Annotated in this window: 7 protein-coding genes; all 7 read left to right on the forward strand. The window is 30.9% G+C overall.

The window, feature by feature from the left end; genetic code table 11:
• Window positions 1–236: 236 nt before the first annotated feature.
• The 7 genes from dinB to M4I21_RS00730 all read left to right on the forward strand — a co-directional run bounded on the left by dinB (window position 237) and on the right by M4I21_RS00730 (window position 12,908).
• The gene (gene dinB, locus M4I21_RS00700; RefSeq protein WP_249557033.1) at window positions 237–1,454 is read left to right on the forward strand and encodes a DNA polymerase IV; all 1,218 of its coding nucleotides are present in this window, start codon (window positions 237–239) and stop codon (window positions 1,452–1,454) included.
• Window positions 1,454–4,456 (forward strand): DNA polymerase III subunit alpha, encoded by a 3,003-nt coding sequence (locus M4I21_RS00705; protein WP_249557034.1) that lies wholly within the window; start codon window positions 1,454–1,456, stop codon window positions 4,454–4,456. The genes dinB and M4I21_RS00705 overlap by 1 nt, the downstream gene beginning before the upstream one ends.
• Window positions 4,457–5,250: 794 nt before the next feature.
• Entirely contained in the window at window positions 5,251–5,964 is a 714-nt protein-coding gene (locus M4I21_RS00710) for an SIR2 family protein (protein WP_283771744.1), read from the forward strand.
• 436 nt (window positions 5,965–6,400) lie between these two features.
• Window positions 6,401–9,886 carry an AAA domain-containing protein gene (locus tag M4I21_RS00715; RefSeq protein WP_249557035.1) on the forward strand — a complete coding sequence of 1,162 codons (3,486 nt, stop codon included), beginning with the start codon at window positions 6,401–6,403 and terminating at the stop codon, window positions 9,884–9,886.
• Window positions 9,887–10,122: 236 nt separating this feature from the next.
• On the forward strand, window positions 10,123–10,839 hold the full coding sequence (locus M4I21_RS00720; RefSeq protein WP_249557036.1) for a hypothetical protein: 717 nt from the start codon (window positions 10,123–10,125) through the stop codon (window positions 10,837–10,839).
• A gap of 133 nt (window positions 10,840–10,972) precedes the next feature.
• Window positions 10,973–11,842 carry an SH3 domain-containing protein gene (locus tag M4I21_RS00725; protein WP_249557037.1) on the forward strand — a complete coding sequence of 290 codons (870 nt, stop codon included), beginning with the start codon at window positions 10,973–10,975 and terminating at the stop codon, window positions 11,840–11,842.
• A gap of 169 nt (window positions 11,843–12,011) precedes the next feature.
• Entirely contained in the window at window positions 12,012–12,908 is an 897-nt protein-coding gene (locus tag M4I21_RS00730; protein WP_249557038.1) for an SGNH/GDSL hydrolase family protein, read from the forward strand.
• Window positions 12,909–13,086: the final 178 nt, after the last annotated feature.

Consider the following 13,086-nt stretch of genomic DNA (forward strand, 5'->3'; position numbering starts at 1 on the left):
TGGGGCTGTCTGTAATTTCCTGAATTCAAAAAAATAATTCTGCTATACACGAACAACAACATTTAGTTCTTTATCAATTTTAAAAAATTAGTAAATAGTATATACTAGCTTGCAAAGTATTGTTTTGCAAGAGAATTTAATAATGTTAATAACAACAGTGTTAAAAATGATTTTTGAGCTACTTTAATATGTAATTTTGGAAAAAATCCATTTACGAAAATGGAATATATCCAAATATGAAGCCAGAATCAATATTACATTTAGATTTAGACACCTTTTTTGTGTCTTGTGAACGCTTAATTGACTCAAAGTTAGCAAAGCGACCTCTTTTAGTTGGAGGCACGGGAGACAGAGGTGTTGTGGCTGCGTGTAGTTATGAAACTAGAAGGTTTGGAGTACACTCTGGTATGGCTATGAAATTAGCAAAACAACTTTGCCCAGAAGCAACAGTAATTAGAGGAGACTCTAGTATTTATACAAAACACTCGCAAACTGTTACTCAGATTATAAAAGAACGTGTGCCCTTGTTTGAAAAAGCAAGTATAGACGAGTTTTATGCAGATTTAACGGGTATGGACAAGTTTTTTGGTACGTATAAATTTGCAACAGAATTACGCAATACCATCATAAAAGAAACGGGTTTGCCCATCTCTTTTGGGTTATCATCCAATAAAATTGTTTCTAAAGTTGCAACTGGTGAGGCTAAGCCTAATAACCAAATGCGGGTAGATAATGGTTTAGAAAAGCAATTTTTAGCACCGTTATCAATTCAGAAAATACCATCAGTAGGCACAAAAACATACCAAACACTGCGCAATTTAGGAATTACCACAGTGCAAATAGTACAAGAAATGCCAGTAGAAATGTTGGTGAGTGCGTTGGGTGTAAAAGGAGAAATAATATGGAAACGCGCTAATGGTATAGACAATCCACCGCTTATTCCTTTTCATGAACGAAAATCTATCTCTACAGAGCGCACATTTACAAAAGACACTACCAATATGGTGCAGCTAAAAACCACATTAACTGCAATGGCAGAAAATTTAGCGTATCAATTGCGTAGAGCAGATAAATTAACAGCCTGTATTTCTGTACGGTTGCGTTATTCGGATTTTCAAACGTATTCCAAACAAGTAAAAATACCTTATACAAGTGCAGACCATATTCTTATTCCTAGAATTTTAGAATTGTTTGAGCGCTTGTATGATAGACGTTTATTGATACGATTAGTAGGCGTTAGGTTTACAGATATCGTTACAGGAAATTATCAAATTAACTTATTTGATGATACTGAAGAAATGCTAAACCTGTATGATGCTATGGATCATATTCGTGAAAAATACGGAGAAAAAAGTATTATGAGAGCCACCTCTATGGGCGCAAAAACCATAGGTCGTTTTCATAACCCGTTTAGCGGTGAACCTCCAATAGTTTTAGCACACAGAAAACAATAATGTATTTAAATTGCCACTCATACTACTCCCTACGTTTTGGTACATTTTCAGAAGTAGATCTTTTAGAAATGGCCAAAGGCTTTGGTGTGTCTTGTTTGGCCTTAACAGATATAAATAATACGTCTGCCTGTTTAAACTTTATTCGTACATCTAAAGCGTACGGTATAAAACCAGTTGTGGGTATCGATTTTAGAAACGGAGCAGAACAATTGTATGTTGGTTTGGCCAAAAATAATGAAGGTTTTAAGGCCTTGAATGATTTTTTATCATTGCATTCTCATACATCACAAGATTTACCTAAAGAAGCACCAGAGCTTGCAAATACGTATTTTATTTATCCTTTTGAAAAGGTTTTACAATTAGAGAAAACAGAATTTAAACCCAATGAATACATAGGCATATCTGTAGAGAATTTAAGACGATTGCCATTTTCTAAATACAAATCTTATGTAGAAAAATTAGTAATTCAGCAACCAGTTACATTTAGAAACAAGAGAGATTTTAATGCGCACCGTTTGTTAAGAGCAATTGCAAACAATACGCTTTTAAGTAGATTACAACAAACAGAAGAAGGCAGTCCGTCTGAAAAAATGCTCCCCATGAAGGAGTTATTGGCGGTGTATAACGATTTTCCTTTTATTGCAGAAAACACAAAAAAACTACTGTCTGCCTGTTCTATCAATTTTGGCTTTGGAGAAAGCAGAACCTCTCAAAATCAGCACGTATTTGGAGCCTCTAAAGAAACCGATTTTGAGTATCTAAATGAGCTTTGTAGTATTGGGTTACCAAAACGATATTCTACTATTACTAATGCCGTTACAAAGCGTTTAGAAGTGGAGCTTAGAACAATTAGAGAAATGGATTTTGTATCCTATTTTTTAATTAATCACGAAATTGTATCCTATGCAAATTCCAAAGGCTATTTACACGTTGGTCGTGGTAGTGGTGCAAATAGTATTGTGGCGTACATAATTGGTATTACAGACGTAGACCCTATAGAGTTAGACCTTTATTTTGAGCGTTTTATTAATCCTTACCGGGCTTCTCCTCCAGATTTTGATATCGATTTTAGTTGGAAAGATAGGGCAGATGTTACGGCTCATATTTTTAAACGCTTTAAAAACACCGCTTTATTAGCAACCTACAACACTTTTAAATACAGGGCAGTTGTTAGGGAATTGGGCAAAGTATTTGGTTTGCCTAAAGAAGAAATAGACAAATTATGTAAAGGTCATTTTTCTGTAAATGATATAGATGAAATGAGCAAACTGGTTTTAAAATACAGTGCACTTATTAAAGGCTTTCCTAATTATATAAGTGTACACTCGGCCGGTATTTTAATATTAGAAAAGCCAATACATTACTATTCTGCAACAGATTTACCGCCTAAAGGTTTCCCTACAGTACAGTTTGATATGAATATAGCTGAAGATGTAGGTGTTTTTAAGTTTGATATTTTAGGGCAACGAGGTTTGGCCAAAATAAAAGATGCCATAGACATTATTAAAGAAAATAGGCCAGAGGTAGGTGATATAGATATTACTCAGGTTGAAAAATTTAAAGTAGATAAAAACATCAACAAACTATTAAGTCAAGGTAGAGCAATAGGAGCTTATTATGTAGAGTCTCCTGCTATGCGTGGTTTAATGAGTAAATTAGAGGTAGACAATTATTTAGGTTTGGTTGCCGCAAGTTCTGTAATTAGACCAGGCGTTTCTAGCTCTGGTATGAAGAATGAATATATTAGAAGACACCGAGATCCAAACAGACGCAAACAAGCCAATCCTATTTTGGCAGACATAATGCCCGAAACCTATGGTATAATGGTATACCAAGAAGATGTTTTAAAAGTAGCCAACCAGTTTGCAGATTTAGACTTAGGAGAAGCAGATGTATTGCGTAGGGGAATGAGCGGTAAGTTTAGATCTAGAGAAGAGTTTACACGGGTAGAAAACAAGTTTAAAGCAAACTGCAAAGCAAAAGGTTACACAGACCAATTAACCACCACCGTTTGGGAGCAAATAGCAAGTTTTGCGGGCTATGCATTTGCAAAAGGTCATTCTGCATCTTATGCCGTAGAAAGTTACCAGAGTATGTATTTAAAGTGTTACTACCCATTAGAATTTATGGTAGCCGTATTAAATAATGGAGGAGGATTTTATTCCGCAGAACATTACATACACGAGGCTCGTATGTGGGGAGCAAGTATACACCCGCCTTGTATTAATAATAGCAATAACCATAATATAATTAAGGGTAAAAATATTTACTTGGGTTTTGGATATTTAAAAAATTTAGAGAAACTAGTCATACAACGTTTGCTTACAGAACGGCAGTTGTATGGTGAGTTTAGTTCTTTGGATGATTTTATAGATCGTATTGCCATAAGCATAGAGCAGTTGTCTATTTTAATAAGAATAGGAGCTTTTAGCTTTACTAAATTACAGAAAAACCAATTGCACTGGCAAGCAATTTTTAAACTGAATTCATCTAAAAAAAGGAATACAAACCCCAGTTTATTTAAGCCAACACATAGAAATTTTGAGTTGCCAGTACTAGAACATTCTTGGTTAGAAGATGCGTATGACCAAATGGAGCTTTTGGGTTTTCCGTTGTATAGTTATTTTGATCTAATTTCTGAAAAACTACTTAGCAACACAAAAGCAGCAGAGATGAAAAACAATGCATACAAAGACGTTTTATTGTATGGCATTTTGGTGAACACACGTTTTAATACCACAAAGAATAACAAACATATGCGTTTTAGCACGTTTATAGACCAAGAAGGTACTTATTTTGATGTGGTACACTTTACCAAAGTAGTAGACAAATACCCTATAACAGGTATTGGTGTGTATGCCTGTTATGGTAAAGTAACAGAAGAATTTGGACACTTTAGTATAGCTGCCATTTGGACACGGAAAATTGCACTACAAGGAGACCCTAGAGCATTAGACAAACCAACATTTAAAAGTGTAAAAGAAAAGGGCACTCATAACTAATTTTATACCATTTATAAGTGAATTTTAGCCAATTACACATTTCCGTAATTGGAGTAAAAAAAATAGTTTTACATTGTACAACAATTAAGAAAAAGAGGTTTTTTCTTAAAAATAAACGACATAATAAAGGGAACAAAACTTCTGCATATTCTGCCCTATTGGTGGAATAAGTAAGCTCTAGTTCCGCATATAAATAAGTTGTAAAACACTAAAAAATGCTACAAGAAAACAAAAAAAGATTAAATAAAGTTTTACGAGATTTTAATATTTCGTTAGATAGAGCTATTGATTTTCTTGCAAGTAAGGGACACGAAATAGAAGCAAGACCAACAACTAAGATATCTGAAGAAGAATATAACCTGCTATATGAAGAATATGGTAAAAGGTTACTTAATAGCAATAAAGCTATTAATCCAAATTTTTTCCTTAGAACAAATGAACTAAATGAGAAATTAATTTCTCTTGGAAAAACAATTTTAGATAAAGATTTAGAGGAAAAAGTTAATACTACTTTGAAAGCAAACATAAGTAGACAACAAGCTTTAAAAAACATTAGCAAATCTTATAAAAATGAAAAATTAGTACTTGTACTTGGAGCAGGGATTTCTTTAGAATTTGGTGTAGCATCTTGGAATGTTCTTTTACAGAATTTAATGGTACATACTATAGAAAAAGAAAATAAAGTTTCAAATATATTATCTACACTTTTTAATAATATATTCACTCCTAATCCACTAATATCAGGTCGATATTTACAAGATTATTTTGAGAACAATGAAGTTTCGTTCGAAGAAATGGTAAGAAGTGTTTTATACTCTGAAGTTGACAAAGACCAAGAATCAAAATTACTTAATGAAATAGTACGAATATGTGTCGCTCCTGGAAAGAGCCCTAATTTAGACTCCATAATAACCTATAATTTCGATGATATTTTAGAACACAAACTTGATAAAACAAATATGGAAATTCCTTATAAGTCTATTTTTGGAATTGGAATGGATATTAAAAATGATGAATTACCAATATATCACGTACACGGTTTTCTGCCTGAAAATAAAAAATTAGATAAATCTAACATAATAACATTTGGAGAAAGTAATTATCATGAACAATATTCAGACATTTATAGCTGGAATAATATTGTTCAAATCAATAAGTTCAGAGAAAACACTTGTATTTTCATTGGTAGTTCGTTAACTGATCCAAATATTAGAAGACTTTTAGATATAGCACTAAAACAAAAAGGAAATAGTAAAGAGCATCATTATATATTTAAGAAAAAAATAAAACCAGAATATTTACTTGAACAATTAGATACTCAAAGTTCTGTTGACGACATTAATTCTTTAAATAATAAAGACAAAAATAATTTAATAGAACTTTTAATAAACATACACGCAAGATTTGAAGAAAATGATTCTGCTTCATTTGGAGTAAAAACTATATGGGTTAATGACTGGCAAGAAATTCCAGATATATTAAAAAAAATCAGAGAAAGCGCTGTATAACAACGGCTATATAATTAATACTGGTTTAAGTGTTTAATCAAAAGTTTAGTGTGTTTTTTATAGAGTCCTCCAAATATAAAACTTGGCAATTTAAAAAGAAAAGATAAAACAAAATACAAAAAAATAGCTTGTCTTTAATCCAAAAGGTATCGCTTTTCAATAGAGCTACTTTTCATATTCGGAGACGTAGTAAATAATTTTTAGCAAAATTTAATTGAAGATAATATAACAGACTATTAAGTGTTGAGTCAAATATTATTACAATACTCATTGTGAAAATATTGAGTGCGTTATTTCTGGGGATTGGAATTTTAAATTGGATGGCATACCAAAATTTATATCCCTAGCGATTTTTAAACTATTTTTTTAAGATGAAATATAATACTTGTAATATAAATACTAATTTTAAAGAAATTTTATCTTAAGAATCTAATAAATGAAAACTACTGGTAAATGGTTAAACTATTACAGAGCATCATTAATTGATGGTAATAAAAGAGACAAAAAACTCCTTACTCGTAATTTCATTGAACGCAACACAAGTATCATTTCCAGTTTTAATGAAGACGAGATTAAAAGTTTTTGGAAAGATGCTAAAGAAGAGGAGGAAACCTTATTTAACGAAATTGAAATAGCACCTTTTTATATTACATCAGAAGTTGAGCACGGCTTTAGAAAAGGATCTTCAAAAAAACACTTTCCTTTCTGGATAAAGGCTCGTGTGAACAGAGAAGGAGTACTAAGCCCTCCAAATGACCCCAAACCTCCTGAGTTCCTTAGAGAATTTTTAAGTCCCAACCCTGGTAATTCCCCTACAATAGCTAGTTTAAAAAAGCTAGACCGCTTAATATCAAAAACTGAAATCAGTATTGAAAACTGGGATACATACTGGAACGACTGTGAGAAATTCTTTTATAGAGTTACAAATAGAAAATTTAACGAATATCACGAAGAAGATATCTATCAATTTTCAATAGCTGAGAGTAGTGACGATTCAGTTATACAAAATGTATTACAGCTATATAATGCATTAACAGATAAAAATAATAAAACGGAGTATCCTTTATTAAATAATGTTTTAATAGCAGAACCAGAGGCTAATAATTATGAATTAACAGAGGAAGAAATCTTTCTTAACCCAAATCATTTTGGACAAATGAGTGGTGAGTTTCCTCTATCTGAATCTCAACGTGTAGCTTTTGCACAATTTAGCTCTAAATACAATAAAAAAGCATTTGCAGTTAATGGCCCTCCTGGTACAGGTAAAACGTTCATTTTACAAAGTTTTATAGCTAATATTATAAGCGAATCTGTACTAAACGGTGCAGAGGCTCCTCTTATCATAGGTAGTTCTACAAACAACCAAGCAATTACAAACATTCTGGATAGTATGAGCTTAGATGGTGGGGGTATTTTAAATAGCAGATGGATTCCCGATGTAAACTCTTTTGGTCTTTACCTCTGTTCAAAAGCCAAAGCTGAAACAGGACAATATCAATCTGCTACATCAAAGTACTTAAATGATTTCTTTTTAGAGAAATTAGAGGATTACTCAAAAATAGTTGGATACAAACATTTTTTTTTAAAACAATTAAAAACACAGTTTAGGACGGAGACCATAGATAAGGATACTGATGTTAAAGCTTTTTTACTAAAAAGAATAAAGGCACTTAAAACTACTATTAATAAGACAATTAGTATAGCGCTAAAAAAACATCAGATACCTGAATTATTAACAGACAAAAACTATAATAATACAAAGGGATTAATTTCAAAAATAGCTCAACTCAAAGAGGAGATAATTAAAGCTTCGAATAAAGAGGAACAGTTAAAAAGTGTATTAAACCAGTTAGAAGAGAAAAACAATAATTTTCCTGTGCACATAAGACTATTGCCTTTGGGAAAATTTCAAGAAATAAAAATCAACTCTTTTAAATTAATTGCTCATCCGTTTATTAATGAGTTCACTGGTTTTAATAACTGGAGTAGCTATCTTAAAGTTTATAGTAGGTTAGAAAAAGTTTTACTAAACAATATTAAACAACGAGAAAACCTAGAATATAATCTAAATGAGCTACTTCTTTTAGTTGAAGAAATAAAGGCAAGAAACAGTGTTTATGAAAACTTTAAATCAAAATGGAATAACACGTATTCTCACAAATGGGAAGCATTAATAAAGATTACCAAAGAAGAGTATAACAATCTTGATATATTAAGAGATACAGCCGTAAAACTAGATATTTCTTATAGATATGAACTTTTTTGGCTCTCTACTCACTACAGGGAGTGGGAATATATAGAGGAATTAGAAAACAAAAAAGAAGATGAAGAAAGGTATAAAAAAGAAAACAAAGAGTTAGGAGAAAAAAGTTATGCTAAAAAGCTTAGACGTATTGCTAAAATTTCACCTTTATACATTGCTACCTTTCATTCTTTACCAAAATTTCTAATGTATTATAATCACAAAGAGGGAGAGAAATATTACACAGAGTTATTTGATTTAATGATTGTAGATGAATCTGGTCAAGTGTCTCCTGAAGTAGCAATACCGTCATTATCCTTAACAAAAAAGATACTAACTGTTGGTGATGTGCATCAGATAGAACCGGTGTGGAATGTTACAAAAAACATAGATTTTTTTAATGCTAAAAAATATGATGTAATTACATCTGAAGATGAGTTTGAAAGAAATGCTACTCTCGGCTTTAATGCTTCAAACGGAAATCTAATGAGGATAATTAGGAATGCTACTCCATTCACATATAAACATCAAAATAATGAGTTGGAAAAAGGAGCTTATTTATTAGAACACAGAAGATGTTTAAATTCCATAGCTGAGTATTCTAAAGATAATATTTACAGTGGTTCATTAAAATTAATGGGAGGTGAAAGTAATGACAAGTATAAAATACCACCTCTTGGTTATATACATGTAAATGGAAGCGCCGAAAAGCATAATGGTAGTAGTAAGAAGAATGTAAAGGAAGCCAATGCCGTTGTACAATGGATTATTAGTAAAAAAGCTGAAATTGAAGCAGCGTACGCTAAGCCGATTGATGAAGTCTTAGCTGTAGTAACACCTTTTGCTGCACAAAAAACAATTATTAAAGGGATTTTAAGAAAACAATTAGGGAAAGAAATATCAGAAAAAATAATTATAGGAACAGTACATGCTCTTCAAGGAGCAGAAAGAGCTATTATTTTATTCTCTAGTGTACATGGCTTAGAAGATACCGCATTGTTTTTTGATTTTGAGGGGAAATTTAATATGCTTAATGTGGCCCTTACTCGTGCAAAACACTCTTTTATAGTAATTGGTAATATGGGCGTATTTAATCCTAAAGATAAAACACCTTCAGGACGACTAGCAGAAAAATTATTTTCTAACGAATCATACGCTTTAGATGAACGGTTTGTATTTAAATCAGACCTGGTTTACCAGCCTACTCCCCAACATAAAGTTGATCGTATTAATGATTTAGACACGCATCGGAAAATATTAAAAAGGTGTTTTGATTCTGTAGAAAAGGAATTAATCATCTTTTCTCCTTTCCTTTCTATCAACGCTATTAAGGATGATAATATAATATCTTTAATTAATGAGTGTATTACTAAAGATATAAAAATAACAATTCTAACGGACAACAACCTTGACAAAAAAGATGGTCAATTAAAGAAACATAGCAAACTGGGTAGAGAAGCTATTTCTGGAACTAAAGCTAAATTAGTAATTATTAATGGTATTCATAATAAAACCATCTGTATCGACAATAAAGTTTTAATTGAAGGTTCGTTTAATTGGCTTTCAGCCACTAGAGATGTGAACAGTCCATACCATAGAAATGAAACCTCGGTTATTATTCAAGGTGACACAGTTGAAAACGAAATAAATAAAATAAAAGATAAATTCTCAATTAAGTAAAACGTTTGCTAAAAAGGTATCAACATAAAGCAATTTGGGCTTAACCGAAAAGTTTGTAAATTTTCAAAAGGTTCGCTAAATTTAAAAATTTGGCATTTTCAGTCAAAAAGATAAATACAAAATATTTATATATGGCTCGTGCATAACCCAAAACGATAGGGCTTATAAATTGTTCTATGTTTGTTAAACGGAACGTTAGGAGTCATTAGAAACCGAATACGTAAAAAGGAGTAATTATGAAAAAAACAATCTGTATACTAATTTTTTTGATTGTAAATTATTATGGTCTAGCACAAGATGCCGTTTTTAGACATCTTACAAAAAATGTTATGGGTGGTGACTATGAAATAACGCTGACACTCAAAGAAAATAAGGAGTTTTTATATAGTGAGATAGACGACCAAGAATGTTATGTAAACACAGGTGTATCTTTGGGTAAATGGGAACAAAAAGGGAAAAATATTATTCTAAAAGTTGCCGATACAATCCAACCAAAAATTAAAATAGAAAAACCATTTCTCAAAAAAGATACTTTGACAATTTTTTTCAAAAAAATGAATGATTGTGATTTTTTGAACAAGGTGTTACATACACCTTGTTACGATGATAAAGATGAAGATTATTTTAATTATTACGGTGAGAGAGATTTACATTTTTACGATAAAGACGGCAAAGAAATTAGTATTGGATTACAAAATAAAGCCAAAATAGAAATTCCAATACATAAAAAAATTGCTAAAATTGATTTTTATTTCCCTAATGATTGGTCACCAAATAGTGCTAAATTATCGCTTAAAGTGTCTGATAGTACAGGGCAAATTTACATAAGCAATATTTCAGGTTATCTTCAATCAAATTTTGATAGTTCTACTTTTGTTCTGAATAAAAACCATATTTTATTGAATGGATTTCGTATTAAAAAAGTAAAATTAAAACGGCAGAAAAAGAATTAAGTTACAAAGAGTACAGACACAACAAAGTGTAGGGATTATTAGAAACTTCTATTCCGTATTTAATTGTTAAATTAGGGCTTAAAATACGCTGTAAACCACATACAAGCGAGCTACAAACACGGTGGTCACAATTATGAAAAGACTATTAATTATACTATTCCTTTTTCAATTAAATTATCTTTTTAGTCAAGATGCATTATACGTTTCTGCTAAGAATGGTTTAATTGTAAGAAGTGGACCAGATAAAACATATGATAAAGTTGGAAAACTTGATTATGCTGAGAAAATAACTTTTTTTCAAAGCACAAAACGATATGATGAGATAACTGATAACGGTGTTGTACTAAAAGGGGAATGGTATCATATAAGTGCAAATGATATCAATTCAAAAACAATAGTAGGTTATGTTTTTAATGGCTTCCTAACTAATAAAACCTTAAAAAAGAAAATAAACTATTATGAATTTAAGCCTGAAAAAAATCTTGATTTTAAATTAGCATCTTTTAGCATTTACGATGTCTATAAATTAGATACGTTAAAGATAGTTAGTGGTTATTATGAACATAAAGATGCAAAAATGGTCTTGCCTAATACGGAGAATGATTACGGTGTTAGACTTTTAATGGTAAACGAACAGCATAAAATAATTTATCAATCACAAGGGTTTTTCGAAGCATATTCATTTGAACCTCATTTTTTTAAAAATAACAAATCAGATAAAATTATTATTGTTTGCCAGTTATCATCCGAATATTGCTACGGGGGACAAGCATTCATATTAGAAAATGGAAAAATAAAATATATGGGATTATTAGATATTGAACCACAAACTGAAGAAAAATGTTTAATTGACATATTAAAAATAAATGAATTTTCTAATGAATTGATCTTCTCTTTTAATTCAAAAAAATTAGTATTAGAACCAGGCAAAAGGGGCATTTATATTAAAAATAATGGAACTACGTACAACTATAGTAATGGGAAATTACTATTGAAAAAATAAACTACTGCCAAACCCATATATAATTTATTGCTTGGTTTTAGCCAATTTACAAACCCTAAAGCGTAGGGACTATTAGAAATTACTATGTAGTATTTAATTGCTAAATTAGGTGCTTAAAATACGCTACAAACCATATACAAACAGGGTGGCCATAATAAAAAAACTAAAAATGAATAGACTACTAATGCTACTATTTTTATGTGCTACTATTTCTTCCTCCGCTCAAGAAGAAAGCACGTTTAATGATAAACAGTTTATTGAATATCTTACAAATTCATTAAAAAATGATGAAGTAAATACTGAAAATAAAAATACCTTTTTAAAAGTATCTAGAAATTACTGGAACGATAGAAAATTAGATTACAACGTACATCCTGAGAATTATAAAAAAGCAATGTCTTTGTTTCATAAGAATCAAGAAAAATTTAAGGAAATAGAGCGGGTCCCTAATACTAAAAGGAATCACAGGATAGAAGATGCTGTTAAAAATTTCCAGAATTTTGATGATAGAAACACATTTTCAAAAAATCCAATCTTATTTGTAGGAAGTTCAAGCATTGCTGGTTGGAAAACTTCAATTTCATTTCCTGAATTCTATGTTATGAATAGAGGAATTGGAGGAATGGATATGCACGAAATAATTTATTACTATGATATTTTAATAAAAAAACACGCTCCTTCAATAGTTGCTATTTATTGTGATATTGATATTGAACAAGGGAAATCTCCACAAGAATCTGTTGCTGCATTTAAAGAACTAACAAGAATTATTAAAGCTGACTTCCCTAATACAGTAATACTACTCCTTTCTATGAAACCTGTAATGATTGATGATTTTATAGGCAGAGACATACGTACTAATAAAATGATTACAAATGACCAACTGCTAAAGTTTAGTACTGAAGAAAACAATGTTGAATTTATTGACCTAGCTTCTCCTATGTTAAATACAGAAGGAACATTAAAAACCGAAATCTTTATTGAAGACGGAATGCATTTAAATCAGTTAGGTTATGATATTTGGAATCCAATAGTTAGAACTGCTTTACAAAAAATACATAAGTAAAAACAAAGAACTAGTATAAAAAATAAGTTAACCTCATTAATTTAAGACATTTATAGATTAAGCTCATAGGCCCTAAAACAGGTTCTTTGAGCTTTTTTTATTGGTTATCTTCTATTTGGTTTATAGTTGCTTACACCCGCTACAAACTATATATAACAAGGTTGTACAACATTAAAAA

Source organism: Cellulophaga sp. 20_2_10, assembly GCF_023476645.1.
Lineage (GTDB): Bacteria > Bacteroidota > Bacteroidia > Flavobacteriales > Flavobacteriaceae > Cellulophaga.

Excerpts from the sequence above, each read along its gene's own strand:
- M4I21_RS00705 (WP_249557034.1), top strand. The coding sequence starts at position 1,454 with ATGTATTTAAATTGCCACTCATACTACTCCCTACGTTTTGGTACATTT.
- M4I21_RS00730 (WP_249557038.1), top strand. The coding sequence starts at position 12,012 with ATGAATAGACTACTAATGCTACTATTTTTATGTGCTACTATTTCTTCC.
- dinB (WP_249557033.1), top strand. The coding sequence starts at position 237 with ATGAAGCCAGAATCAATATTACATTTAGATTTAGACACCTTTTTTGTG.
- M4I21_RS00715 (WP_249557035.1), top strand. The coding sequence starts at position 6,401 with ATGAAAACTACTGGTAAATGGTTAAACTATTACAGAGCATCATTAATT.
- M4I21_RS00720 (WP_249557036.1), top strand. The coding sequence starts at position 10,123 with ATGAAAAAAACAATCTGTATACTAATTTTTTTGATTGTAAATTATTAT.
- M4I21_RS00725 (WP_249557037.1), top strand. The coding sequence starts at position 10,973 with ATGAAAAGACTATTAATTATACTATTCCTTTTTCAATTAAATTATCTT.
- M4I21_RS00710 (WP_283771744.1), top strand. The coding sequence starts at position 5,251 with ATGGTAAGAAGTGTTTTATACTCTGAAGTTGACAAAGACCAAGAATCA.